The organism is Bradyrhizobium sp. 521_C7_N1_3, from assembly GCF_052075975.1.
Classification (GTDB): Bacteria; Pseudomonadota; Alphaproteobacteria; order Rhizobiales; family Xanthobacteraceae; genus Bradyrhizobium; species Bradyrhizobium japonicum.
The window spans coordinates 2836460-2861974 of sequence record NZ_CP197232.1 but is presented as its reverse complement, the minus strand read 5'-3'; the positions used below and the strand labels follow the sequence as shown (position 1 = coordinate 2861974).

The following is a 25515-nucleotide window of genomic DNA, read 5'->3' as shown; positions in this document are numbered from 1 at the left end:
TCCAACAATGCTGGCTGGTTCTTATCCGGTAAGATTGCGCCCATAGTTGCAAACAGGCGTTAACAGGGACCTAGTGAAACTACGGAATTCGCTGTCGCTGCCGTTATATGTTCAGCAATCAAGCGTTGCAGCGCAATAAACATCGCGCAGCGCCACACCAGCACAAAGCGCAATGCGCGGCTCGCACAAGACGGCCGACGACCTCACGCCGCCCGGACCGACTCCAGGAAGCGCGCGACCTCACTCTTCAGCCGGTTGCTCTCCTGAGACAGCGATTGTGCTGCCGAGTGAACCTGCGCGGAGGCAGCCCCGGTCTCGCCTGCGCCGCGCTGGACGTTACCGATATTGGCGGAGACTTCCGAGGTGCCTTGCGCGGCATGCTGGATGTTGCGGGAGATCTCCTGCGTCGCGGCGCCCTGCTCCTCCACCGCTGCGGCGATGGCCGAGGAAATTTCCGACATCCGCGCGATGGTGTCGCCGATCTCCTTGATCGCGCCGACCGAATCCTGCGTCGCGGTCTGGATCGCGCCGATGTGCTGGCCGATCTCGCCGGTGGCCTTCGCGGTCTGCTCGGCGAGCGCCTTCACTTCGGTCGCGACCACCGCAAAGCCCTTGCCGGCCTCGCCCGCCCGCGCCGCCTCGATCGTGGCATTCAACGCCAGCAGATTGGTCTGGCTGGCGATCGTGTTGATCAGCTCGACCACGTCGCCGATGCGGCCTGCCGCCTTGGTCAGTTCGGCGACGCGCGCGTTGGTGCGCCGGGCCTGCTCCACCGCGACGTCGGCGACGCGGGCCGATTCCTGCACCTGGCGGCTGATCTCCGAGATCGATGTGGTCATCTCCTCGCTCGCCGAGGACACCGACTGCACGTTCGCGGACGCCTCCTCCGAGGCCGCCGCCACCGCCGTGGCGAGCCCGTTACCGCGCTCGGCGGCCTGGGTCAGCGTGTTGGAGGACGCCTCGAGCTCGGTTGCCGCCGACGACACCGTGTCGATGATCTCGCCGACCGCGCCTTCAAACCCGTCGGCGAGGCGCTGCATATCCGCCTTGCGCCGTTCGCGCCCGCGCGCGTCAGCCTCGGCCTGCTCCGCACGCAGCCGCTCGGCCTCCGCCATGTTGGTTCTGAACACCTCGACCGCGCCGGCCATCTCGCCGATCTCGTCCTTGCGCCCGACGCCCGGAACGGTAATCGAGAGATCGCCGCGCGCGAGCCGCGTCATCGCACCAACCATGCCGGACAGCGCCTTCGAGATCGACCGCCCGAGGAAGAAGCCGACCACGGCGAGCACGACGACAGTGACGGCGAAAGCAATCATCATCCACAGGCGTACGGCATCGCGCGTTGCGGCTTCCGCGGCGTCGGCCTGCTTGTACATGGCGTCGACGGCGGTCCGCACCTCGACCATGGAGGGTTCGAGCTCGCGGAATGTCTTCATCATGCTCGCGTCCAGCGCAGCGCTCTGCTGCGCGGTCTCGGCCCAGGCCGCGAACTCGGATTGGTACTTCTGGAGCTTGGCTGTGATGTCGTTCATCACCGCCGTCGGGACTGCGACCACCTCGATCGCCTTGGAGAATTCAACCGCGGCCTTCTTCACTTCGGCAATGTATTTGGGGTCGCGCCGCAGCATGAAGTCCTTCTCGTGCCGGCGCATCATCAGCATCCAGCTCGTCGTCCTGGGATCGTCGATCTCCTTGAGCCTCACCTCGATGTCGTGCACGGCGGCGCGGAGCGAGCCGGACAGGCCAAGCGTCTCGTTCAGCCCGATTCTGGTCTCGGCCACGACGAGCGCCTTGAAATGCTCAGCGTAGCGTTTGAAGCCGTCATGCGCCTGCCTGATCCTGTCGGACAGCGCGCTCATGCCGCCGGCCGCCATCAACCGCCCGACCTCGTCGAAATCGCGGTTGATCGGTCCCATCAGCTCGGCATGGGCCTTGGCGTAGCTTTCGTTGCGGCGCTGCTGAAAGTTCTTCTCGTTGCGGCGCGCCTCCAGCATCTCGATCGTGAGCTGATTGTTGAGGTCAGCGATCGCGCGGGCGCGGTTGGCAACGGTGCGGGAGGCGTCCTGAGAGAGGCTGCCGATCTCGTAGATAGCGCCGAAGACGACGAGACCGACAAGGCCGAAGAGTCCGATCGCCATGACCTTGTGGGTGAGGCGAATGGAAAAGCCGCTCATTGAATGTGCTCCGATACGTTCGATACGCAATACAGGGAGGGCGACTCGGCACCCGAATATTGCGAGATCATGACTGTATCGGTTTTCCGGAAGGTTAACCGTGCGGACCTTCTCACCGCGGCATCGGCCGCGGACGCATGCGAGCCGCCACGCGTCCTCGCGCGGCGGTTGCAAGCGACGGATGACGGGGTGAGGACGGCCGCCCTCAGGCGGCGCGTACCGTGGTGAGGAACTTCCCGACCTCGAGCTTGAGGCGGCTGCTGTCGCCGGACAGCGACTGCGCAGCCGAAAGCACCTGCGAGGACGCCGAGCCGGTCTCGCTCGCACCGCGTTGCACGTCGGTGATGTTGGACGACACTTGATGGGTGCCTTCCGCCGCCTGCTGCACGTTGCGGGAGATCTCCTGCGTCGCCGCGCCCTGCTCCTCCACCGCCGCCGCGATCGCCGAAGAGATCTCCGACAGTCGTTCGATTGTGTCGCTGATGTCCTTGATGGCGCCGACCGATTCCTGGGTAGCAGACTGGATGCCGGAAATCTGCTGGCCGATCTCGCCGGTCGCCTTCGCGGTCTGCTCGGCAAGCGCCTTCACTTCGGAGGCGACGACGGCGAAGCCACGGCCAGCTTCGCCGGCACGTGCAGCCTCGATCGTGGCGTTGAGCGCCAGCAGGTTGGTCTGGCCCGCGATGGTGTTGATCAGCTCGACGACGTCGCCGATCCGCGTTGCCGCCTTCGACAGTTCGCTGACCCGTTCGGTCGTGGTGCGGGCCTGGGTGACGGCCTCGCTCGCCACGCGCGCGGATTCCTGCACCTGCCGACTGATCTCGGTGATCGACGACGACAGCTCCTCGGTCGCGGAGGCCACCGACTGCACGTTGGTGGAGGCTTCCTCGGAGGCCGAAGCGACCACGGTCGCAAGTTGCTGCGCGTGCTCCGCAGTCGAGGTCAGCGTCGTCGCGGAAGCCTCGAGCTCGGTCGAGGCCGAGCTCACGGTCTCGATCACCTCGCCGACGGCGGTTTCAAACTGGTCGGCAAGCCGGAGCATGTCCTGGCGACGCTGCACCGCGCTGCGCTGCTCCATCTCCTTCTGCTCGGCTTCCATCCGGATCTTGGCAAGGCCGTTCTCCCGGAACACTTCCGCGGTCTTGGCGACTTCGCCGACCTCGTCCTTGCGATCAAGGCCGGCGATCTCGACCTGATAGCGGCCGGCGGCAAGCTCCTGGAGCACACCGACGATCATGCGGATCGGCCGCGCGATGCCGTACTGACCGATGATGAAGCCCAACGCGCCGCCGATGATGACACCGAGGCCTGCGAGGATGATCAGGAAGCGTGACGTCGTTTCATACTGCTCGCGCGCTTCCTTGCTCTTCTCCTCGACGCGCGCATTCAGCCGATCTGCGAGTTCGCGGATCTTGCCTTGAAGGTTCTCCGCAGCGGCCCTGCTCTTCATCGCGGTGTCGCGCAGCTTGTCGGCGCTGTCGCTGAGCTTCGCCGACTTCTCGGCATCGACGGCCGCGAGCGTCGTGTCCATCTGGCTCTTGTAGGCCGAGAACGCCTCGCGCACGCCCGGGAGCAGCGTCTTGGCCTTCTCGTCCGGGGTCTGGCTGACCTCGTCGAAACGTTCCTGATACTGCTTGAGCTGGGCGTTGATGACATCACGCGCGGCCAGGCGATTGTCGTCGCGCGGATCGAGCGCACTGCGGAATTCAGCGCGGTTCAGCGCGATGACGTTCTGGTTGGCGCGCGCGGCGAGCAGGGCCCGCTTGGCCGCGGTCGACATCACGTCGGCCTTTTCGCTGAGATCGCTGAGGGCGGAGACGCCAATCCAGGCGATCGCGGCGCCGATCCCGCACAGCAGGAGGACGATCCCGAGGATCTTGCTCAGGATGCGGAAGCGGCCGAGAAAATGCATGACTGGAACCCTTCATGGACGATGCCGCGCAAGCGGCTGAATTCCCATGAACTTCGTCCAAAACCATTCCGCTTCCCTTAACCACGTTTGCCGTAGAAACACGGAGTTTTCACCGCGATCGACGCCGCTCTTGCATCCCGAGAGTTGCGCAGGGAGCAAGGCTCTCCCTGCGGTTTTGCTTAGGCCGCGCGAACGGTACCCAAGAACTTGCCGACCTCGAGCTTGAGGCGATTGCTGTCGCCGGACAGCGACTGCGCCGCCGCCAACACCTGCGAGGATGCCGAGCCGGTCTCGCTTGCGCCGCGCTGCACGTCGGTGATGTTGGACGACACTTGATGGGTGCCTTCCGCCGCCTGCTGCACGTTGCGGGAGATTTCCTGCGTCGCGGCGCCCTGCTCTTCCACTGCAGCCGCGATCGCCGAGGAGATCTCCGACAGCTTCTCGATGGTGTCGCTGATGTCCCTGATGGCGCCGACCGAATGCTCGGTCGCGGCCTGAATGCTGGCGATCTGCTGGCCGATCTCACCGGTTGCCTTCGCGGTCTGCTCGGCGAGCGCCTTGACCTCGGAGGCGACCACGGCAAAACCGCGGCCCGCTTCACCGGCACGCGCGGCCTCGATCGTGGCGTTGAGCGCCAGCAGGTTGGTCTGGCCGGCGATGGTGTTGATCAGCTCGACGACGTCGCCGATCCGCGTCGCCGCCTTCGACAGCTCGCTGACACGGTCGGTGGTGGTGCGGGCCTGGCCGACCGCCTCGCTGGCGACGCGCGCCGATTCCTGCACCTGGCGGCTGATCTCGGTGATCGACGACGACAGCTCCTCCGTTGCCGAGGCCACCGACTGCACGTTGGTGGAGGCCTCTTCGGAGGCGGCTGCGACCATGGTGGTGAGCTGCTGCGTGCGCTCCGCGGTCGAGGTGAGCGTGGTGGCGGATGCTTCAAGCTCCGTGGAAGCCGATGACACCGTACCGACGATCTCGCCGACGGCGCCTTCGAAGCTGTCGGCGAGCCTGCGCATCTCGGACCTGCGCTGCTCGGCCGCGAGCTGATCCTGCCGCGACTTGGCTTCCGCATCCTCCCGCGCCTTCTGTTCGGACACGATCTTGAATTTTTCGACGGCACCGGCGACTTCGCCGACCTCGTCCTTGCGGCCGAGGCCCGGCAGCACCACGGAGAAATCGCCGCCGGCGAGCTTCTCCATCGCCGCGGTCAATGCGCGCATGGGCCGCGCAATGCTGAAGACGGAGAAGATGCATGCCCCGATCAGAACCAGCGCGACCAGCATACCGGTGATGAACGAGGTCCGCGCCACCGACGCCGCCTCTGCTTCGGCCTCAGTGCGGGCTTCGACGCTCTTCTGCTTGGCAAAATTGGTGATCTCGTTGGTCAGCTCCGAGATCTCTTCGTTGATCGGCGCCAGCGTTTCCTTGCGGATGCGGTCGATATCGGACACGAGCTTTGCGTACTGCGCCGCCGCTTCGCCGTCCTTCTTGCCTTCGAGCGCTAGCTCCTGCTTGCGGATCGTTTCGATTTGCTGCTCGCCCTTCTGGTAATTGCCGATCAGCACAGTCAAACGGTCGATTCGTTTGTGGTTCTCCGGCGAGTGCGACAGCTTCGCCATCTCGCCCGAGAACTTCAGCGCCGCCGTCAGGCGATCATTGAAATAGGTGGCGGCCTTCTGCATTTCGGCCGACGAGGATGATGTCAGGATGTCGCGAATGCCGATCTGCATCCCGCGCACCGAGGCTTTCGCTTCTGCAGCGTTCTGCGCGATCGCCTGCTGCGCCGATGCGGCATTGCTGAGCTTCTGAACCTCGGCGCCGCCGCTCATCTGGAGGAAGATCATCAGCGTGACGAGCCCGATGGTCAGCGCGGACGTGATGGCGAGCTTGGTGCCAATTCGCAGGTTCTGAATGAACATCATCGACGTAATCCCCGGATATGCATTGCCGCGCCAACGCGCGTGAACAATCCGGGAAGGCTAACCCGCGAGGTTGCTCATTAACGTTAAGGGCGGCAGCGGCAGCCTGGGTAGAAATACTGAAATGGCGCTTAAACTACTGCAGTTGCGCACTTTTCACGTGTAACGAGATGGATCTCGCGGATTTGCACGCACTGGCGTCCGTTAACGGTTTACCGTTCGCGGGCATCAGCATACGGTCTCACCGACCAGGCTGACGCGGAAGACCGGCTTCTTGTTCTCGTCGAGCAGCTCCATGCTCCACTTCGCATTCGGCTTCAGGTTGCGCGCGATGCTGCCGAGCAGGTTGGCGCAGACCTCGCTCATCTCGGCCCAGGCGGCGGCGCGATCCTCGAACTCGTACGGCTGGTCGGCGGCGCCGGAATAACGACCGGTGCTGATGCGAAAGAAATACAGCGACATCGTAGAACCCTTGCACTCCCCGGCCCTGCGCAAACTGGGACGCGAGTCGCTACCAAGGCATGAAAGCCGCCGTCCGTATGACTACGGCGCGACGGCTTGGTGACCGATGAATATCTTCAACGACAAAATGCGCGGGCGGTCCCGTGCAGCCAGCTCACTGGGTCGAGCGGCGCAATTCCAGCGGAGCGTCGTTCCTGGCGGGTTCCGATTTGGCTTCGGACTTCACCGGCTCGAGCCGGCCGCTCTCGACACGCGGCGTCTCGACGCGCGCGGCGACTTCAGTGTTGGACGCAGCGACCGAACCGGTACGCTCCGAAGAGCGCAGCGAACGCGGACGCGCCACGGCGCGGGCCATCAGCATCTGATTGCCGCCCTGGTGGCGGAAGTCGCAATAGGCGAAGCCCATGCCCGACACCGAGCCGCGGAAGCTGCGATCGTCGGTCTTTTCCAGGTTGAAGCAGGGCTCGAACGGAATGCCCTTGATCGAGGCGCAGACGTTCTGCCCGCGGATCTGGAGCGTGTTGCCGGGCAGGCGGAGATGCTTCACCGGGCCTGCGCCCGAGAACTGCACCGCGCCGGCGGCGCCGAGATCGTCCAGAATGCGGCCTGCGCCGCGGGTACCGTCGAAGCAGGTGAAGGCGAACACTTTACCGGCAACGAAGCGGCGCGCCTCGTCGGCGTTCATGCTTCCTGCAATGGCCGGCGCAAACGTCGCTGCCGCCGTGACAGCCCCCAACACAATACGCGCAAGCATGCTCAACTCCGAACCAACCCCAGCGCGGGCGATGCCTTATCTCTTTACCCGCTGCTTACCATACTAACCAAGGCAACATTGAAGCAGCTTGGTTGGTAAAGTCTGAACGCCGTTAGAGAATTTTTACCACGATGCGGCCGCGGACCTGGCCGGCGAGGATTTTCGCGCCCCATTCCGAAACTTCCTCGAGCGGAATTTCATGAGTAATTTCAGATAGTTTTGTCCGATCCAGATCCGAGGCCAGACGCTTCCAGGCGGCTTTCCGCGGCTCGATCGGGCACATCACGGAATCGATGCCGAGAAGGCACACCCCGCGCAAAATGAAGGGGGCGACAGACGACGGCAGGTCCATGCCGGCCGCCAGGCCGCACGCCGCGATCGCACCGCCATACTTCGTCATCGAGAGGAGATTCGCGAGCGTGGTCGAGCCGACGCTGTCGACGCCGCCCGCCCAGCGCTCCTTGGCGAGGGGCTTGGCCGCCGCCGACAATTCATTGCGGTCGATGATCTCGGCCGCACCGATCTCTTTCAAATAGTCGGCTTCCGAGGCGCGGCCGGTCGAGGCGATGACGTGATAACCGAGCTTCGAGAGCACGGCGGTGGCGACCGAGCCGACGCCGCCGGCCGCGCCCGTCACCACCACAGGGCCGCTCTTCGGCGACAGGCCGTGCTTCTCCAGCGCCAGCACCGACAGCATCGCGGTGAAGCCGGCGGTGCCGATCGCCATGGCGTCACGCGCCGACAGGCCCTGCGGCAAGGCGACCAGCCAGTCGCCCTTGACCCGCGCCTTCTCGGCATAGGCGCCGAGATGGGTCTCGCCCATGCCCCAGCCGGTGCAGACGACCTTGTCGCCCGCCTTCCATTGCGGATGGGCGGAGGTTTCAACCGTGCCGGCGAAATCGATGCCGGCGATCATCGGGAAACGACGCACCACCGGCGCCTTGCCGGTGAGCGCGAGGCCGTCCTTGTAGTTCAGTGTCGACCATTCCACGCGGACCGTGACATCACCGTCCATCAGCTCGGAATCGTCAAACTGCGTGAGTGCGGCGGTGGTGCCCTTGTCCGCCTTGTCGATCCGGATCGCCTTGAATGTGGCCACGACTGAACTCCCTGGACTTGTTTCAGGGGATGTTTAGCCGATCAGGCAGGCTGCGCAACCGCCCGCTGAACCGGTTTCTCCACGATCGGAAGATTGATCAGCGCGGAGAGCACGCCGAACAGGATCGAGAGCCACCAGATCGGCGTATAGGAACCGAACTTTTCGAACACGATGCCGCCAAGCCAGACGCCGAGGAAGCCGCCGACCTGATGGCTGACGAAGGCGAAGCCATAGAGCGTGGCGAGCCAGCGCGTGCCGAACATCAGCGCGACCAGCGCCGAGGTCGGCGGTACCGTCGACAGCCAGGTCAGGCCGGAGACCGCACCGAATGCGATCGCCGAGAACGGCGTGATCGGGAACGAGATGAAGGCGAGCGTCGCAAGCGCGCGCGTGAAATAGATCGCGGAGAGGATGTGGCGCTTGGGCAGCGAGTTCTGGAGATAGCCGACGCTCAGCGATCCCATGATGTTGAACAGGCCGATCGCCGCGATCACCCAGCCGCCGGTTTGCGTCGAGATGCCGCGATCGACCAGGAACGCCGGCAGATGCACGGTGATGAAGGCGAGCTGGAAGCCGCAGGTGAAGAAGCCGAGCACCAGCAGCACATAGGAGCGATGGCCGAAGGCTTCGGCGAGCGCTTTCGTGAAGGTCTGCTCATCCGCCGGCGTCGCATTGGCCGTGGTTGCGACCGGCGGCGTCGAGAGCGCCAGCGACAGCGGGATGATCAGCAGCATCAGGAAGCCGAACACGGTGAGTGCCTGCTGCCAGCCGAAATTGTCGATCAGCGCGACGCCGATCGGCGCGAACAGGAACTGCCCGAACGAGCCCGCCGCGGTACCGGCGCCGAGTGCAAGGCCGCGCTTCTCCGCCGGCAACAGCTTGGTGAAGGCCGACAGCACCAGGTTGAACGAGCAGCCGGCGAGACCGAATCCCACCATCACGCCCGCGCCGAGATTCAGCGACAGCGGCGTCGAGGAATAGCGCATCAGCAGCAGGCCGCCGGCGTAAAGCAGCGCGCCGACACACATCACCCGGAACAGGCCGAAGCGATCGGCGACGGCGCCGGCAAGGGGCTGGCCCAATCCCCACAGCAGGTTCTGCACGGCGATCGCGAGGCCGAACACGTCGCGGCCCCAGGCGAATTCGTGGCTCATCGGCTGCACGAAGAAGCCGAGCGCCGAGCGCGGGCCGAAGCCGAGCATGCCGATGGCACAGCCGCAGAGAATGATGATGGCCGGGGTACGCCAGGAGGAGGAACGCGAGACCGGACCGAGCTCGCCCGCTTGAGTGGACATGGGTTCCCCATCAGTCGCTGGCGGATCCGGAATAGGCAACCGCGAGTCACGCGTTTAATGCAGATGCATGAAGATCCCAAGCCAAAAATGATTGCGTTCCACGAAGGGCTGCCGCGGGAGCATTGCGTTTCAACGCGGCCTCGCCTGACGCGCTGGGTGCGACTTGACGGGAATGTGTGCGGCTGGGGCTAGCGGCCTGCGCGGGCGCGTGTTATCTTTGATTTACTCAGATTGAGTATATGTAAGCTCTGGTGAAACCCCACCGGCCTCTCGGCCGGATTTCTCAGGCTCCATATATACTCACATAGAGCATAATTAGATTCACGGGAGGCTTCGATGCCCATCACTGGAATTTACGGCCCCGACGACTTCGCCAACCGGCCGCAGGGCCAAGTCCCCGCCCCTCCGCGCGCCATAGCAGCGCGAACCGGCCCCGCGCTGCCGAAGCCCTCACTGGAATGGACTGCGGACGTCGAGCGGGCGACTGCGCCGCTCTACGAGCGCGTGAAGCACGTGATCCCCCCGATCGAGTGGCCGCTGATGGCGCCGACGATCAAGGCGATCAACGAGCTGAAGCAGGCCCGGGGCGCGGTCATCCTCGCGCACAACTACCAGGCGCCGGAGATCTTTCATTGCGTCGCCGACATCGGCGGCGACTCGCTTCAGCTCGCGATCGAAGCGACCAAGGTGAAGGCCGACATCATCGTGCAATGCGGCGTGCACTTCATGGCGGAGACGTCAAAGCTGCTCAACCCGGACAAAATGGTACTGATCCCGGACGCGCGCGCCGGCTGCTCGCTCGCGGACAGCATCACGGGCGCGGACGTTCGCCTGCTCCGCGAGAAATTTCCCGGCGTGCCCGTCGTCGCCTATGTCAACACGTCGGCGGACGTGAAGGCGGAGGTCGACATCTGCTGCACCTCGTCGAACGCGGTGCAAGTGGTCGAGAGCCTGAACGCGCCGAGCGTGATCTTCCTGCCCGATCGCTATCTCGCGACTTACGTCGCCTCGAAGACCGACGTGAAGATCATCGCCTGGAAGGGCGCCTGCGAGGTGCACGAGCGTTTTACCGGCGAGGAGCTGCGCGCTTATCGCGAGGCCGACCCCTCCGTGCAGATCATCGCGCATCCCGAATGCCCGCCTGATGTGCTGGCGGAAGCCGATTTCACCGGCTCGACCGCGCACATGATCAACTGGGTGCGCGAGCGGCGGCCGCGGCGGCTCGTCATGATTACGGAATGCTCGATGGCCGACAATGTCCGCGCCGAGCTGCCTGATGTGGAGATGCTTCGCCCCTGCAATCTCTGCCCGCACATGAAGCGCATCACGCTGGCCAACATTCTGGACAGCCTGCTCACGCTTGGCGAGCAGGTCACGATCGATCCCGCCCTCGCGGAACGCGCGCGGCGCTCGGTCGAGCGGATGATCAATCTGAAGAATTGAGCACAGAACATGCAAGACAACATTCACAACCTCACCCGCAGCACCGATGACGTCGTCATCGTCGGCGGCGGCCTCGCCGGACTCTTTTGTGCACTGAAGCTCGCGCCGCGGCCGGTGACGCTGATCTCGGCCGCGCCGCTCGGACAGGGCGCGTCGTCCGCATGGGCGCAAGGCGGCATCGCCGCGGCCGTAGCCGAAGGCGATAGCCCGGAGGCGCACGCCGCCGACACCATCGCCGTCGGCGGCGGTCTCGTCGATGAAGCGGTCGCACTCGGCATCGCGCGCGAGGCCGCACCGCGAATCCATGACCTACTCGCCTATGGCGTGCCATTCGACCGCGACCTCGAAGGCAAGCTCGCTGTCGGCCGCGAGGCCGCGCATTCGGCGCGGCGCATCGTGCATGTGCGCGGCGACGGGGCCGGAGCCGCGATCATCGCGGCGCTGAGCGGGGCCGTACGCCGCACGCCGTCGATCCGACTGATCGAAGGTCTCGTCGCCGAAGCGCTGTTGACCGAGGACGGCGCGGTCACCGGTCTTCAATTGCGCGAGGCCGGCAATCCCGCGGCACGTCCGCTCCTGCTGGCCTCTCGCGCGGTGGTGCTGGCGACCGGCGGCCTCGGCCATCTCTATGCCGTCACCACCAACCCGCTCGAAGCCAGCGGCTCGGGCCTCGCAATCGCAGCACGCGCCGGCGCCGTGATCGCCGACCCTGAATTCGTGCAGTTTCACCCAACCGCCATCATGGCCGGGCGCGACCCGGCGCCGCTGGCAACGGAGGCGCTGCGCGGCGAAGGCGCGACGCTGATCAACGGCGATGGCGAACGTTACATGACGACGCTCCATCCGCTCGCAGAGCTCGCGCCGCGCGACATCGTGGCCCGCGGCGTATTCGCGGAGATCGCGGCCGGGCGCGGTGCCTTCCTCGATGCACGGCAGGCGCTGGGTGCGCGCTTCGGCGACAAATTTCCGACCGTGCATGCAAGCTGCATCGCGGCCGGCATCGATCCCGCCACGCAGGCCATCCCGATCGCGCCGGCGGCGCACTACCACATGGGCGGCATCGCGGTGGACGAGCAGGGCCGCAGCTCGATCGACGGGCTCTGGGCCGCGGGCGAAGTGTCGTCCACCGGCGCGCACGGCGCCAACCGGCTGGCGTCGAATTCGCTCCTGGAGGCGGTGGTCTACGCCGCCCGCATCGCCGACGACATCGCCGGCCGCGCGATCCCATCGCCTGCCCGCCTTCCCGATGCGTTGGTGACGTCGCGTGGCGGCACTCCGGACGCTGCCGCCGTGAAACGGTTGCGAACGATGATGAGCGCGCAGGTTGGCGTGATCCGCAACGCTGACGGGCTTGCGGAGGCCGTGCGCAGCTTCGCCACAGTCGAACGCGGGCCCGCAAGCATCGCGCTCCGCAACATGGCGGCGTCAGCCCTGCTCGTCGCGGCTTCCGCCTGGAACCGATGCGAGAGCCGCGGCGCGCATCTCCGCTCCGACCATCCGGCGGAAGTCCCCGCGCTGGCGCAGCGAACGATGACGACGCTCACGGAGGCACGTGAGATCGCGGAGAGTTTGAGCGAGCGTCCGCTGCCACGCACCGCCCGACCGATGATCGCCTGATGGAGTCCTTCATGATCACCTCGACCTCACTGCTCTATCCCGACGCCTTCCTGTCGCCGCTTGCGATCGACGAGGCCGTGCACCGCGCGCTCGACGAGGATCTCGGCCGCGCCGGCGACATCACCTCGCTTGCAACGATCCCGGAGGCGACCAAGGCGCAAGCGATCCTAGTCGCGCGCCAGTCCGGCGTGATTGCCGGCCTTCCGCTGGCGCTGGCAACACTGCAAAAGCTCTCGCCCGACATCGAGGTGCGCGCGCATGTCCGCGATGCCGCGCGCGTCGCCCGCGGCCAGCACGTGCTGACGATCACGGGCCCGGCGCGCGCCATCCTCACGGCCGAGCGGACCGCGCTGAATTTCGTCGGCCGCCTCTCGGGCGTCGCGACGCTCACGGCCGACTACGTCGCGCGGACCGAAGGCACGACAATGCGCATCTGCTGCACGCGCAAGACCACGCCGGGATTGCGCGCGCTGGAGAAATACGCCGTGCGCTGCGGCGGCGGCTTCAACCACCGCTTCGGGCTCGACGATGCGATCCTGATCAAGGACAACCACATCGCGGTCGCCGGCGGCATCCGCCCGGTTCTGGAGCGCGCCCGCGCCCATGCCGGTCATCTCGTCAAGATCGAGATCGAGGTCGATACGCTCGCGCAATTGCGCGAGGTGCTCGGCACCGGGCTCGCCGATGCCGTGCTGCTCGACAACATGGACCTCGCGACGCTGCGCGAGGCCGTCAGGCTCAACGAGGGGCGCCTCCAGCTGGAGGCATCCGGCGGCGTCACGCTGGACTCGATCGCGGCCATCGCGGCGACCGGCGTCGACTACGCCTCATCCGGCGCGCTGACGCATTCGGCGCCGAATTTCGACTGCGCGCTGGATATCGAGGCGTGATTGGAGCACTAACACCCCCACGACGTCATGGCCGGGCTTGTCCCGGCCATCCACGTCTCGCCGCACAGCACAGAGAACGTGGATGCCCGGGACAAGCCCGGGCATGACGGTCTCTCTGTGGAGACGCTACCTTCGCTCGGTCACACCCATCTCGGCAGAGCTCTTGGCTTCCTGGGCGAGCTCGGCGGAGAGCGCGGCGGTCTGGGCCGGGGTGCCCCAGCTCGGTTCCTCGCTGCCGTCGCCCCAGGCGCGCGGGCGATAGAAGGTGTGAACGCCGGTCTTGTACATCTTCTTCATCTCGGCGACCCAGGACGGACGCACCCAGTAGGCGTGATAGTGCGTGGACTTGCCCACTTCGGGCAGCCAGATCTGGCCGTCGAGCATCGCCTTCGAAATCTTCTTCGCGCGCTCCCACATCTCGGGCTCACGGATCACGTCGGCATTGTTGTCGCAGGCGAAGGTGAACTGACACGCCAAATGGCGGTGCTTGTTCTGATAGACCGCGCCGCACACGGTGTCCGGATATTTGCCGGAGAAGACGCGGTTCATCACGACTTGCGCAACCGCCATCTGGCCACGCACGGCCTCGCCGCGCGATTCGAAATAGACGGCTTCGGCGAGACACTTCTCGGACTTTGCGCGCGACTTGTCGTCGAGCGCGAGCCGCTCCGCCGGCGATCTGGCGCGCTGGTTGTCGGCGTTGACCTCGCCCTTCGGCGCGACGCTCTCGCCGCTTTCGATATCCTTGGCGATCTCGGCCGACGGCGGCGACAGCGCGGCCGTCACCTTCATATCGGGATCGGGCGTCACGATCAGCGGCTCGGCGCCGGGCTGCCAGCTCTCGATGCTCTCGAGATTGCCGCCGAGCGAGGAGCTGCCGAAAAACAGGTTCGAGGTCTTGACGCGGAAGGGATCGCGGGGCGCCGCGTCCGGAAGGGTCGCCTGCTTCAGCGCCTCGAGCGGCTGCACCGCGAATGCGCGCGCTGCGTCACTGGCCTGTGGCGGATTGGCATATTGCGGCAGCGGCGGCGCACGCAGCGCTTCCTGAAGCTCGGGATCGAGCGCCGCCGCGGACTCCGGCGACATGATTTGCGGCAACGCGGCGGTCTTGGCGCCGAACACCGAACTGTTCGATGTCGCGGGATCTTGCTGAGCCGGCGCGGCCGACGGCGCGGTCGTCTCGGGCGCCTGCGTGGGTGTGACGCTTGCGAGGCGATCGCCCTTCATGGAGCGATCGACCTTGGGAAAATCGGCGGCCTGGTAGCGCGGCGGCACCTGAAGCGCGGGATTGCGGCTGATCGCGCCGGTGACGTCGCCACCATCGAGGCTCGCGAGGCGAACCATCGCACTCTGCGGAAGCGACGTGCCGATCGGACGGGAAAAGCTGTAAGTGGCGAGCTGGATCGAGGACGCGGCAGAAAACACCTGCTTCTGCCAGCGCTCGGCGACGCCGGGCTGACGCGCCAGCAACGACGCGATATCCTGATAGCCGGTCTCTCTCGGCATCAATGCGAAGATGCAGAGACCGATTCCGAAGGACGCGAACCGCGCGCCCTTCGGATGGTTACGCAACACTGACATCGACACGCTCACGCTACGCTTACGCCAGAAAAATCGAACCGCAGTACGTCCGTACAATTCGATCTTTATTGTAAGTATCCAATTTAGGTTGCCGGGGCGTTAATCGGCGTTGCGCGTGCGGCACACTCAAGCGATTGCAGGTGTTTTCACGGGCAATGATGCACGTTGGTAAACGCCGCCTCTCGTAAAGCGGTAAACATTCGGTCAACGCGAATGGTGAAGGAACTCTTGCGCGGGCGTCTCATTACGGGACGCGTGTGAGTTCCCGGTGTTGCACAAAGTGCTTCCACACCACCACCGCTGTCATGCCCCGCGAAAGCGGGGCATCCAGTACGCCGCGGCTTCTCGATTCAATCACAACCGTCACGGAGTACTGGATCGCCCGCCTTCGCGGGCGATGACACTGAGTGTGTGGCGGCTTGCGTATGCAACACACTTATCATCGTACAAAATGAAAGAGGCGGGGTTTTGCCCCGCCTCTTCGCATTCAACACTTCAACGCTTCGCTTACGCCTGGCTCGCGATCGCCTTGCCGAGTGCGGCCTGCGCCGCCGCGAGGCGGGCGATCGGCACGCGGTAGGGCGAGCAGGAGACGTAGTCGAGGCCGATGTTGTGGCAGAAGGCGACGGAGGCGGGATCGCCGCCGTGCTCGCCGCAGATGCCGACCTTGAGCTGCGGACGCGTCTTGCGGCCGCGCGCGACGCCGATCTTGACGAGCTCGCCGACGCCTTCCTGGTCGAGCGCGACGAAGGGATCAACCGACAAGATGCCCTTCGACACGTAGGGACCGAGGAAGCTCGCCGCGTCGTCGCGGCTGATGCCGTAGGTCGTCTGCGTGAGGTCGTTGGTGCCGAACGAGAAGAACTCGGCGCTCTCGGCGATCTCGGCCGCGAGCAGGCAGGCGCGCGGCAGCTCGATCATGGTGCCGACCTGATAGGTCAGCTTGGTGTTGGTGTCGCGCATCACGGCCTTCGCGGTGGCATCGATGCGCGCCTTGACGAGGTCGAGCTCCATCTTGGTGGCGATCAGCGGCACCATCACCTCGAGGCCGACGGCCTTGCCGGTGCGCTTCTCGGCCTCGACTGCGGCTTCGAAGATCGCACGCGCCTGCATCTCGGCGATCTCCGGATAGGCGATCGCGATACGGCAGCCGCGGAAACCGAGCATCGGATTGAACTCCGAGAGCTCGCGCGCGCGGTCGGCCAGGCGCCGCGGGTCGGTGTTCATGGCGCGCGCCACTTCCTCGACCTCGGCATGGGTGTGCGGCAGGAATTCATGGAGGGGAGGATCCAGAAGCCGGATCGTGACGGGCAGGCCCTTCATGATCTCGAACAGCTCGACGAAGTCGGCGCGCTGCATCGGCAGCAGCTTGGCCAGCGCGGCGCGGCGTGACTGCTCGTCCTCGGAGAGAATCATCTCGCGCACCGTGCGGATGCGCGTCTCCTCGAAGAACATGTGCTCGGTGCGGCACAGGCCGATGCCTTCCGCGCCGAACTTGATCGCGGTGCGCGCATCCTCCGGCGTGTCGCCGTTGACGCGCACGCCGATCTTGCGGACCTGGTCCGCCCATTTCATCAGCGTGCCGAACTCGCCGGACAGCTCCGGCTCGATCATCGGCATGCGGCCGGCGAGCACCTGGCCGAGCGAGCCGTCGATGGTGATGACGTCGCCGGTCTTGAAGGTGCGGGAGCCGATGCTCATGGTGCCGCGGCCGTAGTCGACGCGGATGGTGCCGCAGCCGGAGACGCAGGGCTTGCCCATGCCGCGCGCGACCACCGCCGCGTGCGAGGTCATGCCGCCGCGGGTGGTCAAGATGCCTTCGGCGGCGTGCATGCCGTGGATGTCTTCCGGGCTGGTCTCGATGCGAACCAGGATCACCTTGCGTCCGTCGGCCTGGAGCTTGGCCGCCTCGTCCGAGGAGAACACGATCTCGCCGGAGGCCGCGCCGGGCGAGGCCGGCAGGCCGGTCGCGATGACATCGCGCTTAGCGTCGGGATCGATGGTCGGATGCAGCAGCTGGTCGAGCGAGGCGGGATCGATCCGCGTCACCGCTTCCTTCTTCGAGATCAGCCCTTCATTGGCGAGCTCGACCGCGATGCGCAGCGCCGCCTTGGCGGTGCGCTTGCCGCCGCGGGTCTGGAGCATCCACAGCTTGCCCTGCTCGACCGTGAACTCCATGTCCTGCATGTCGCGGTAGTGCTTCTCGAGCAGCGTGTAGATCCGCGTCAGCTCCTTGAAGGCTTCCGGCATCGCCGCTTCCATCGACGCCTTGTCGGAACCGGATTCCTTGCGCGCTTCCTCGGTGATGTCCTGCGGCGTGCGGATGCCCGCCACCACGTCCTCGCCCTGCGCGTTGATCAGGAACTCGCCGTAGAGCTTGCTCTCGCCGGTCGAGGGGTTGCGGGTGAAAGCGACGCCGGTTGCCGACGTCTCGCCCATGTTGCCGAACACCATGGCCTGCACGTTGACCGCGGTGCCCCAGGATTCCGGAATGTCGTGCAGCTTGCGATAGGTCACCGCACGGGCGTTCATCCAGGATGAGAACACCGCGCCGATCGCGCCCCAGAGCTGGTCGTGCGGATCCTGCGGGAAATCCTTGCCGGTCTCGCGCGCGACCGCGTCCTTGTACTTGCCGACCAGTCCGACCCAGTCCTCGGCGCTGAGGTCCGTGTCGAGCGTATAGCCCTGGCTGTCCTTGAAGGTGTCGAGGATTTCCTCGAAGTGATGATGCTCGAAGCCGAGCACCACGTCCGAATACATGGTGATGAAGCGGCGGTAGCTGTCATAGGCGAAGCGACGGTCGCCCGACAGTTCCGACAGCGCTTCCACGGTCTCGTCGTTGAGGCCGAGATTGAGCACGGTGTCCATCATGCCCGGCATCGAGGCACGCGCGCCGGAGCGCACGGAGACGAGCAGCGGGTTTTTGACGTCGCCGAACACCTTGCCGGTCAACTTGCCGACATGGTCGAGCGCCTTCTCAACCTGCGCCTGCAATTCCTTCGGATAGGACTTGTCGTGCGCGTAGAAGTAGGTGCAGACCGAGGTCGGGATGGTGAAGCCGGGAGGCACGGGAAGGCCGAGATTGGCCATCTCGGCGAGGTTGGCGCCCTTGCCGCCAAGCAGGTCGCGCATCTCCGTCCGGCCCTCGGCCTTGCCGTCGCCGAACGTGAACACCCATTTGCCGGCCTTGGCCGCGGCTGGTGCCGCCTTGGCGGGCGCGGCCTTTTTGGGCGCGGGCTTCACGGCAACCTTCGGCGCGGCCGCCTTGGTCGCAGCCTTCGCCGCCGACTTTGGAGCGGCCTTCGCAGCCGGCTTTGCGACCGGCTTCGGGGCGCTCTTCAAGGTGCTCTTGGCGAGCGCCTTGCGAGCCGCCGGCGCGGCTTTCGCCTTGGTGGAGGGCTTTGATTTCGCTGCAGTTTTAGAAGGCTTCGAGGCGGCTTTGGCCATAGCTTGCACACAACCTGCGAGAGGAAAGGGAAATCGCGCGCCTTACACCACTTTGGGCAGGCCCGCGCAAGTCGAAGAGTTCCGGAAAATGAAGGCCTAGAGATGGAGCCACTTCAACAATCCGAGCCCGATCGCACCATTTATGATGAGAAAGATCGCGACGATCAGGTTGAGAAGGCGCGGCATGATCAGGATGAGCACGCCCGCAAGCAGCGACAGAAGCGGCGAGATGTGGGCGACGGTGATGTGCATGAATTGTCTTTCCGAGCGTTAAGGCGAATCGCGGCTGGATCATACCGGACCGGGTTCCGCGGGTAGAGACGCACAAGGCGCGAACAGGTTCCCGACTTCGCGAAAACTGCCCGAAATTGCCCCTGATGCGGCAGGGCCTTTCCCGGAACATTGCGAAGGGGACATGCATTGGCAACCGGTCGCGCCAGTGGCGCCGGCTGAAATCAGTTCGAAGGAGTTGCCCATGCGGAACAGGATTCTCGCCCTCGCCGCGCTTGGCGCCGCGCTCGGCTCGCCGATCGCAGCGTCTGCGCAATCCGGTCTCACGGTTGGCCGCGCGCCTGTTGTCGTCGACAGCGGTCCGACGATTGCGGTCGAACAGAGGCCGGCATTCCGCGAATATGTCGTCGAGCAACGTGTACCGGCCTTCAGTGTCCCGGATCGCGTGGTGGTCGGCGCTACCTTACCTGAAAGCGGCGTCACTTATTATGACGTGCCGCAACGTTTCGGCGCCACCACCTACCGCTACACCGTCGTGAACGGCGCAACCGTGCTGGTCGAGCCGCGCTCGCGGCGCGTCGTCGAGGTGATGGATTAGATTCTCGTCTGAACGCGTTTTCTTCACGCGAACCGGTATCCACTTCGCTTGAAAACGCTTCCGATCAACTCGATGTCCGGCGCGTCACTTCAATCAGGCTGGCGCGCATCGCGTAGTACGGACATCACGCCCCGCCCGGTTCTCCCCCCGCCGGGCGGGGCTTTTTGTACTCTCGTGTCCCGGACGCGACGCAGCGCGCAGCGATGCGGCGCAGAGCCGGGACCCAGAATCTTTGTGAGGCTAACATGGGCCCCGGCTCTGCAGCGCACCGCTGAAGTAGCGCTGCGCCGCGTCCGGGGCACGAGATCAATCCTGGATCTTCGAGAAATCCGCGACCGCACGCGTGGCGCTGCGGATCTCGTTGAGCAGCTTCAGCCTGTTCTCACGCACCTTCGGATCGTCGTCGTTGACGCGGACCTTGTCGAAGAACGCATCGACCGGCGGACGCAGCTTGGCCATCGCGCTCATCGCGGCGGCAAAGTCTTCCCTGGCGACGGCGGCGCTTGCTTCCGCCTGCACCTCGCCGATCGCCTTCGCCAGCGCCTTCTCCTCAACGAGGCCATAGAGCGCAGCATCCGGCGCGCCGTCGAACGCGCGCTTGTCCTTCTTCTCCTCGATGCCGAGGATGTTGCTGGCGCGTTTGATACCAGCGAGCAAGTTCTTGCCGTCATCGCTCTCGAGGAACTTGCCGAGCGCCTCGACACGGCGAACGATCATCAGAAGATCGTCCTGGCCGCCGAGCGCAAACACGGCGTCGACGAGATCGTGCCGTGCGCCCTGCTCGCGAAGCTGGACCTTTAGGCGATCGGCGAAGAAGGCGAGGAGATCGCTTGGAAGCCTCTCCGCATCAGCCGACTTCACCGACAAGCCGGCGAGTGCAGATGCCGCCACCTTCATGAGCGACAGACGCAGGTTGTTCTCAGCGATCAGCCTGATCACACCGAGCGCCGCGCGCCGCAGCGCATACGGATCCTTGCTGCCCGTCGGCTTCTCGTCGATGGCCCAGAATCCAACGAGCGTGTCGATCTTGTCTGCAAGCGCGACCGCAACGCTGACCGGATCGGTCGGCACGCGATCAGCCGGGCCTTGCGGCTTGTAGTGCTCCTCGCACGCGGCGGCGACAGAGGCATCCTCGCCCTGCGCCAGCGCGTAGTACTTGCCCATCAGGCCCTGCACCTCCGGGAATTCGCCGACGACTTCGGTCAGCAAATCGGCCTTGGCGAGACGCGCGGCGCGCGTGGCCTTGGCGACATCGGCACCGACCAAAGGCGCGATCTCCGCGGCGAGACGCTCGATGCGCTTGATGCGCGCAGCCTGCGTCCCAAGCTTCTCATGGAACACGATTTGCTCGAACTTCGGCAGCCGGTCTTCCAGCTTCGTCTTGAGATCGGTCTCATAGAAGAACTTCGCATCCGACAGGCGCGGGCGGATCACGCGTTCGTTGCCTGATACGATGGTCTTGCCGCCGTCGGCCGCCTCGATATTGGCGGTGAGGACAAACTTGTTGGTCAGCTTGCCAGTCTTGGAATCCCTGACGACGAAGCACTTCTGGTTGTTGCGGATGGTGGCGCGGATCACCTCTTCCGGGATCGCGAGATATTCCGGCTCGAACGACCCCATCATGACGACGGGCCATTCGACGAGGCCCGAGACCTCGTCGAGCAGCACCTGATCCTCGACCAGTTCGAACCCTTGCGCGAACGTCAGCTCCTTGGCGTCGGCGAAGATGATGTCCTTTCGCGCCTGCGGATCGAGGATGACTTTCGCGGCCTTCAGCTTCGCTTCATAGTCCTCGAAGCGGCGTACGGAAATCGCAGCCGGCGCCATGAAGCGATGGCCGTAGGTGGTCTGGCCGGTCTCGATGCCGTCGACCGAGAATTTGACGACATCGGGCTCTTCCGTCTCGGGTCCGAAGGTCGCGGTGATCGCGTGCAGCGGACGCACCCAGCTCAGCGAGCCGGGCTTGCCGGAGCGCGCGCCCCAGCGCATCGATTTCGGCCAGGGGAAGGTGCGGATGATGACGGGCAGGATTTCGGCGAGCACGTCGATCGCGTCGCGGCCGGGCTTTTCGATCAGCGCGATGTAGAAGTCGCCCTTCGGGTCGCGCTGGATCTTGGCTTCGTCGAGCGAATTCAGACCTGTCGCCTTCAGAAAACCCTGCACGGCCGCATCGGGCGCACCCATTTTCGGACCGCGGCGTTCGGTCTTCAGGTCGGGCTGGCGCGCGGGAATGCCATGCACAGTCAGTGCAAGTCGACGCGGCGTCGCAAACGCTTTCGCTCCCTCATAGACCAGGCCCTCGGCGACCAGCTTGTCGGTGACCATGCGGCGCAGATCGTCGGCCGCCTTGGCCTGCATGCGCGCGGGGATTTCTTCCGAGAAAAGTTCAAGCAAAAGATCGGGCATCAGGCCGCTCCGCCCGCTTCAGTATGGATCCAGGCCTCGCCGCAGGCCTTGGCCAGCTCGCGCACGCGAAGAATGTAGCTCTGCCGCTCGGTCACGGAGATCACGCCGCGCGCATCGAGCAGGTTGAAGACATGGCTCGCCTTGATGCACTGGTCATAGGCCGGCAACGCCATCAGGTGTGCCTCGCGCTTGCCGTCCTTCCAGCCGGCGTCAAGGTACTTCCGGCACGCGGCTTCCGCCATCTTGAACTGCTCGAACAGCATCGCGGTGTCGGCGACTTCGAAATTGTGCTTCGAATATTCACGCTCGGCCTGCAGGAACACGTCGCCATAGGTCACCTTGGCGTCGCCCTCGCGGCCGTTGAAGTTGAGGTCGTAGACGCGGTCGACGCCCTGCACATACATCGCGAGGCGCTCGAGCCCGTAGGTGAGCTCGCCGGCAACAGGCGCGCATTCGAAACCCGCGACCTGCTGGAAATAGGTGAACTGGCTGACTTCCATGCCGTCGCACCAGCACTCCCAACCGAGACCCCAGGCGCCCAGCGTCGGGCTTTCCCAGTCGTCCTCGACGAAGCGGATGTCGTGCACGGCGGAATCGATGCCGATCGCGGCGAGCGACTTCAGGTACAGCTCCTGAAGATTCGGCGGCGACGGCTTCATGATCACCTGGAACTGGTAGTAGTGCTGCATCCGGTTCGGATTCTCGCCGTAGCGGCCGTCCTTGGGCCGGCGCGAGGGCTGCACATAGGCGGCGTTCCAGGGCTTCGGCCCGAGCGCGCGCAGCGTGGTCGCCGGATGGAAGGTGCCCGCGCCCATCTCCATGTCGTAGGGCTGCAGGATCACGCAGCCCTGCTCGGCCCAGAACCGCTGGAGCGCGAGGATGAAGCCCTGGAACGAGCGTTCCGGGCGCATATGGGCGGGCAATGAGGCGTCCATCGTCAGATCAGGCTCTCGCGGGGGGTTTTGAATCGCGCGGGACCGTATCGACGGCGGGGATGGGAATCAAGGCAAAGGGGGCCCGGAAAGCGGCCCTGTGCTCCGTCATGGCCGGGCATAGCCGTCCTAAGGACGGCGTCGCTTCCGCTCGCCTATGTCCCGGCCATCCACGACCTTGGTCGCGGTACGAAGAACGTGGATGCCCGGGACAAGCCCGGGCATGACGCGAGTGGCGCGGCCTAGCCGGGCCGATACGCTCCGGTCACGGGGTCACGTTTCAGCTTCTGAATTTCCCCGGCATGGGCGGCTTCGGCGACGCGCGACAGGCGCATCTCCTCCAGCTCGTGGTTGATCCGGACAGCGGTCTTGTAGGCCCAGCGGACCACGGCAAGCCCGCCCAGGACGCCCGCGAAAGCGACAAACGGCGGCATCGGTCGATCCTTGTCTAGTGCTCAGCCCCCACAGACATTCTTGCGCAGACCGGGCCGCGCCGCAATTGGCTCGGCCCGGACCAAATGGCGCGGGAGGGCGTCGCCTAGAACCCGAATTTCGCCCAGATCGCCCGCGTCTCGATCGCCGAGATCAGCTCATCCGGCAGGCCGGCCATTGTTTCCATGGCCGAAAGCTGGCCCGCACCGGGCGATTTCCGCCCCAGAAGGCCCGAGAGCAAACCGGTCGGCTGCGCGATCACGGGGGTGAGAACCTTGTCGCCGTAGCGGGCACGAAGAGTTGAGCGGAGATCGCCGATGCCGTCGGCGAGCCCGAGCGCGATTGAACTCTCGCCGGCCCAGTACTCGCCGGTGAACAGGGTGTCGTCGGCGCCCTTCAGCCGCGCGCCGCGGCTCTCCTTCACCAGCGCGATGAAGATCTGGTGGATCTCGCGCTGGAGCGCCTTCAGCCTCGCGACATCGTCGGGGTTTTCCGGGAGGAACGGGTCGAGCATCGCCTTGTGCGCGCCGGCCGTGTAGAGCCGCCGCTCAATGCCGAGCCGCTTGATCGCCTCCTGGAAACCAAAACTGCCGCCGACCACGCCGATCGAGCCAAGGATGGAGGACGGATCGCAGATGATTTCGTCGCCGGCGCAGGCGATCATGTAGCCGCCGGACGCCGCGACGTCCTCGACGAACACCAGCACGGGCAGCTTCTTCTCCGCCGCGAGCTGCTTGATGCGCAGATAGATCTGGCGCGACTGCACCGGCGAGCCGCCGGGCGAATTGATCACCAGCGCCACCGCCTTGGCGTTCCGGTACGAAAACGCCCGCTCCAGCACCCGCGCGACGCCCGCAAGCGTCATGCCCGGGCGCAGCGGCGTCACCGCACCGATCACACCGGACAGCCGCACCACCGGCACCACCGCCGTGCCGGGTCGGAAGCGCGCCGGCAGATATTGCATGAGCTTGTCGGCCAGGCCGGAACCCTCACGATCGTTCAATTGTTCGGCCATGCCGTTACCTCTGCTTAACCATTTCTTATCACGCGACTGTCATTGGAAGTGCCCGGAACGTGTTTTGCAGATTCCCCGTTGGGAAGCTGCAATGAGGCAGCGGAGAACACCATGAAAATCTATCTGCTGTTGCTGCTGGTCGGTGCGCTGTTCATGGCGATCCGTCTGACGACCCCGCAAGAGCAGCAGTCGGAATCGCTTCCGCAGTAAGTCGTTGCAGCTCCGCCAGCGGCAAGAGCGCCCTCCCCTCCAGAATCTCCGTCACCTGATTTTTAGGCACGCCTGACTCGTCGTTCAGCATGAGGCCCGGCAGCAGTCGCGTCGGGGCCCGGCCGCCTTTGACCGCGCGCACCAGTACGCGGATCGCGGGCCGTCCCGCCTCGCCGTGAACCGGCAGGATCGACAGGCTGCCGAAGCCGCGTGACAGCGCAGTCAAAACCTCCGCGATCCCATCGGCGCGCCAGATCAGGGTCAGCGCGCCGTCCGATCGGAGAATGCGCCGCGCCGCATGCACCCATGCATTCAGCGTCTCCTCGCTCGCAACATGCGCGGTGCGGCGCGCCTGATCGGGCGAACCGCGATGGCGTGCGGGATCGTTGAAGGGCGGGTTCATCAGCACCACGTCGACGCTGTCGGGCACGAGGCCATTTGCCGCAAACGCCTGCGCGTCGGCCGTCACGTCGAGCACGATCGTCTCCGCGACAATTCCATTCGCCTCCGCATTGGCGCGCGCAAGCTCCGCCAGTTCCGGATCGATCTCGACCAGGCTCAGCCCGATACCGGCGACGCGCCGGCCGAGCGCCAGACCGGCGGTGCCGATGCCGGCGCCGAGATCGACGACACGGTCGCCCGCCCGGGCCTCTGTCGCCGCCGCGAGCAGGATGGCGTCATGCCCGGCGCGGTGGCCGGACCGCTTCTGCCTCAAGCGCAATTGCCCGCCGAGAAAGGCGTCCTCGGTGAAGTCTGTGACGACGTCAATCATCGCCGCGCAGTTCATGGCTGAGGCCGGCCTCGGTGAGGAGCTCCCTGGCCTCCTGGGCGTCATCCTCGTGGACCAGGATCCGCCGCGGCAGGATACCCAGCGAGCCCTCGATAATGCTCATGTTCTGGTCCAGCACCAGATGATGGATGTTGGCGCCGTCGAGCAGCGCACCGATCGCCGACACCAGCACCATGTCGTTGGTCCGAACCAGTTCACGCAAAACGCAGGTCTCCTGCCTGAAAGGGGCTAAAGCGGCAAATGTCAATGGTTCCGCGGCACTTGCCGCATCCGCTGCCAGTTTCTATTGTCTTTCCATCAGAATAGCC

At 65.3% G+C, this 25515-nt stretch carries 20 protein-coding genes; 4 read left to right on the top strand and 16 right to left on the bottom strand.

Translation table 11 applies throughout. From position 1 onward, the window contains the following. Nucleotides 1-203: 203 nt before the first annotated feature. From AB7008_RS12935 to AB7008_RS12905, 7 genes are all read right to left on the bottom strand, one after another. A complete protein-coding gene (locus AB7008_RS12935; RefSeq protein WP_441258917.1) occupies nucleotides 204-2174 on the bottom strand; it encodes a methyl-accepting chemotaxis protein in 1971 nt (656 codons plus the stop codon). A 205-nt stretch (nucleotides 2175-2379) separates the two neighbouring features. Then, nucleotides 2380-4086, bottom strand: coding sequence for a methyl-accepting chemotaxis protein (locus AB7008_RS12930; RefSeq protein ID WP_304493029.1), 1707 nt, complete (start codon nucleotides 4084-4086; stop codon nucleotides 2380-2382). A 179-nt stretch (nucleotides 4087-4265) separates the two neighbouring features. After that, entirely contained in the window at nucleotides 4266-6008 is a 1743-nt protein-coding gene (locus AB7008_RS12925; RefSeq protein ID WP_441258916.1) for a methyl-accepting chemotaxis protein, read from the bottom strand. A 225-nt stretch (nucleotides 6009-6233) separates the two neighbouring features. After that, nucleotides 6234-6467, bottom strand: a complete 234-nt coding sequence (locus AB7008_RS12920; protein ID WP_028152150.1) for a DUF6894 family protein — start codon at nucleotides 6465-6467, stop codon at nucleotides 6234-6236. A gap of 154 nt (nucleotides 6468-6621) precedes the next feature. Beyond that, nucleotides 6622-7221, bottom strand: coding sequence for a hypothetical protein (locus AB7008_RS12915; RefSeq protein WP_028158177.1), 600 nt, complete (start codon nucleotides 7219-7221; stop codon nucleotides 6622-6624). Nucleotides 7222-7333: 112 nt separating this feature from the next. Further along, nucleotides 7334-8320: an acrylyl-CoA reductase (NADPH) gene (acuI, locus tag AB7008_RS12910; RefSeq protein ID WP_441258915.1), complete on the bottom strand. Its 987-nt coding sequence runs from the start codon at nucleotides 8318-8320 to the stop codon at nucleotides 7334-7336. 41 nt (nucleotides 8321-8361) lie between these two features. Next, nucleotides 8362-9615: an MFS transporter gene (locus AB7008_RS12905; RefSeq protein WP_441258914.1), complete on the bottom strand. Its 1254-nt coding sequence runs from the start codon at nucleotides 9613-9615 to the stop codon at nucleotides 8362-8364. A 336-nt stretch (nucleotides 9616-9951) separates the two neighbouring features. Between AB7008_RS12905 and nadA the strand changes: the two genes are divergently transcribed. Genes nadA through nadC form a run of 3 tightly spaced genes read left to right on the top strand, consistent with a single transcriptional unit; the run spans nucleotide 9952 to nucleotide 13565 of the window. Further along, complete coding sequence (gene nadA, locus AB7008_RS12900; RefSeq protein ID WP_248881727.1) at nucleotides 9952-11058, top strand: quinolinate synthase NadA; 1107 nt, start codon at nucleotides 9952-9954, stop codon at nucleotides 11056-11058. A gap of 9 nt (nucleotides 11059-11067) precedes the next feature. After that, entirely contained in the window at nucleotides 11068-12675 is a 1608-nt protein-coding gene (locus AB7008_RS12895) for an L-aspartate oxidase (RefSeq protein ID WP_441258913.1), read from the top strand. An 11-nt stretch (nucleotides 12676-12686) separates the two neighbouring features. Continuing rightward, entirely contained in the window at nucleotides 12687-13565 is an 879-nt protein-coding gene (gene nadC / locus AB7008_RS12890; RefSeq protein WP_248881725.1) for a carboxylating nicotinate-nucleotide diphosphorylase, read from the top strand. A gap of 126 nt (nucleotides 13566-13691) precedes the next feature. Here nadC and AB7008_RS12885 read toward each other — a convergent pair whose 3' ends face one another. From AB7008_RS12885 to AB7008_RS12875, 3 genes are all read right to left on the bottom strand, one after another. Next, complete coding sequence (locus tag AB7008_RS12885; RefSeq protein ID WP_441258912.1) at nucleotides 13692-15146, bottom strand: cell wall hydrolase; 1455 nt, start codon at nucleotides 15144-15146, stop codon at nucleotides 13692-13694. 507 nt (nucleotides 15147-15653) lie between these two features. Continuing rightward, nucleotides 15654-18593 carry a pyruvate, phosphate dikinase gene (ppdK, locus tag AB7008_RS12880; protein WP_441258911.1) on the bottom strand — a complete coding sequence of 980 codons (2940 nt, stop codon included), beginning with the start codon at nucleotides 18591-18593 and terminating at the stop codon, nucleotides 15654-15656. Nucleotides 18594-18689: 96 nt separating this feature from the next. Next, complete coding sequence (locus AB7008_RS12875; protein WP_014497329.1) at nucleotides 18690-18845, bottom strand: DUF3096 domain-containing protein; 156 nt, start codon at nucleotides 18843-18845, stop codon at nucleotides 18690-18692. 223 nt (nucleotides 18846-19068) lie between these two features. Here AB7008_RS12875 and AB7008_RS12870 point away from each other — a divergent pair, with 223 nt between their 5' ends. Continuing rightward, on the top strand, nucleotides 19069-19422 hold the full coding sequence (locus AB7008_RS12870) for a DUF1236 domain-containing protein (RefSeq protein WP_441258910.1): 354 nt from the start codon (nucleotides 19069-19071) through the stop codon (nucleotides 19420-19422). Between the two features lie 306 nt (nucleotides 19423-19728). Here the strand turns inward: AB7008_RS12870 and glyS are convergent, their stop codons facing one another. The 6 genes from glyS to AB7008_RS12840 all read right to left on the bottom strand — a co-directional run bounded on the left by glyS (nucleotide 19729) and on the right by AB7008_RS12840 (nucleotide 25409). Next, nucleotides 19729-21828, bottom strand: coding sequence for a glycine--tRNA ligase subunit beta (glyS, locus tag AB7008_RS12865; protein WP_441258909.1), 2100 nt, complete (start codon nucleotides 21826-21828; stop codon nucleotides 19729-19731). Next, nucleotides 21828-22763, bottom strand: a complete 936-nt coding sequence (locus AB7008_RS12860) for a glycine--tRNA ligase subunit alpha (RefSeq protein ID WP_028158187.1) — start codon at nucleotides 22761-22763, stop codon at nucleotides 21828-21830. Before AB7008_RS12860 ends, glyS begins: the two co-directional genes overlap by 1 nt. A gap of 239 nt (nucleotides 22764-23002) precedes the next feature. Further along, nucleotides 23003-23194 carry a hypothetical protein gene (locus AB7008_RS12855; RefSeq protein WP_014497333.1) on the bottom strand — a complete coding sequence of 64 codons (192 nt, stop codon included), beginning with the start codon at nucleotides 23192-23194 and terminating at the stop codon, nucleotides 23003-23005. 104 nt (nucleotides 23195-23298) lie between these two features. Then, entirely contained in the window at nucleotides 23299-24207 is a 909-nt protein-coding gene (locus tag AB7008_RS12850) for a S49 family peptidase (RefSeq protein WP_304493022.1), read from the bottom strand. A gap of 151 nt (nucleotides 24208-24358) precedes the next feature. Next, nucleotides 24359-25189 (bottom strand): tRNA1(Val) (adenine(37)-N6)-methyltransferase, encoded by an 831-nt coding sequence (locus AB7008_RS12845; protein WP_304493021.1) that lies wholly within the window; start codon nucleotides 25187-25189, stop codon nucleotides 24359-24361. Then, nucleotides 25182-25409: a putative signal transducing protein gene (locus AB7008_RS12840; RefSeq protein ID WP_014497336.1), complete on the bottom strand. Its 228-nt coding sequence runs from the start codon at nucleotides 25407-25409 to the stop codon at nucleotides 25182-25184. Before AB7008_RS12840 ends, AB7008_RS12845 begins: the two co-directional genes overlap by 8 nt. Nucleotides 25410-25515: the final 106 nt, after the last annotated feature.

Coding starts and splice junctions, on each gene's coding strand:
- AB7008_RS12935 (WP_441258917.1), bottom strand. CDS start 2,174: ATGAGCGGCTTTTCCATTCGCCTCACCCACAAGGTCATGGCGATCGGA.
- AB7008_RS12930 (WP_304493029.1), bottom strand. CDS start 4,086: ATGCATTTTCTCGGCCGCTTCCGCATCCTGAGCAAGATCCTCGGGATC.
- AB7008_RS12925 (WP_441258916.1), bottom strand. CDS start 6,008: ATGATGTTCATTCAGAACCTGCGAATTGGCACCAAGCTCGCCATCACG.
- AB7008_RS12920 (WP_028152150.1), bottom strand. CDS start 6,467: ATGTCGCTGTATTTCTTTCGCATCAGCACCGGTCGTTATTCCGGCGCC.
- AB7008_RS12915 (WP_028158177.1), bottom strand. CDS start 7,221: ATGCTTGCGCGTATTGTGTTGGGGGCTGTCACGGCGGCAGCGACGTTT.
- AB7008_RS12905 (WP_441258914.1), bottom strand. CDS start 9,615: ATGTCCACTCAAGCGGGCGAGCTCGGTCCGGTCTCGCGTTCCTCCTCC.
- nadA (WP_248881727.1), top strand. CDS start 9,952: ATGCCCATCACTGGAATTTACGGCCCCGACGACTTCGCCAACCGGCCG.
- AB7008_RS12895 (WP_441258913.1), top strand. CDS start 11,068: ATGCAAGACAACATTCACAACCTCACCCGCAGCACCGATGACGTCGTC.
- nadC (WP_248881725.1), top strand. CDS start 12,687: ATGATCACCTCGACCTCACTGCTCTATCCCGACGCCTTCCTGTCGCCG.
- AB7008_RS12885 (WP_441258912.1), bottom strand. CDS start 15,146: ATGTCAGTGTTGCGTAACCATCCGAAGGGCGCGCGGTTCGCGTCCTTC.
- ppdK (WP_441258911.1), bottom strand. CDS start 18,593: ATGGCCAAAGCCGCCTCGAAGCCTTCTAAAACTGCAGCGAAATCAAAG.
- AB7008_RS12875 (WP_014497329.1), bottom strand. CDS start 18,845: ATGCACATCACCGTCGCCCACATCTCGCCGCTTCTGTCGCTGCTTGCG.
- AB7008_RS12870 (WP_441258910.1), top strand. CDS start 19,069: ATGCGGAACAGGATTCTCGCCCTCGCCGCGCTTGGCGCCGCGCTCGGC.
- glyS (WP_441258909.1), bottom strand. CDS start 21,828: ATGCCCGATCTTTTGCTTGAACTTTTCTCGGAAGAAATCCCCGCGCGC.
- AB7008_RS12860 (WP_028158187.1), bottom strand. CDS start 22,763: ATGGACGCCTCATTGCCCGCCCATATGCGCCCGGAACGCTCGTTCCAG.
- AB7008_RS12855 (WP_014497333.1), bottom strand. CDS start 23,194: ATGCCGCCGTTTGTCGCTTTCGCGGGCGTCCTGGGCGGGCTTGCCGTG.
- AB7008_RS12850 (WP_304493022.1), bottom strand. CDS start 24,207: ATGGCCGAACAATTGAACGATCGTGAGGGTTCCGGCCTGGCCGACAAG.
- AB7008_RS12845 (WP_304493021.1), bottom strand. CDS start 25,189: ATGATTGACGTCGTCACAGACTTCACCGAGGACGCCTTTCTCGGCGGG.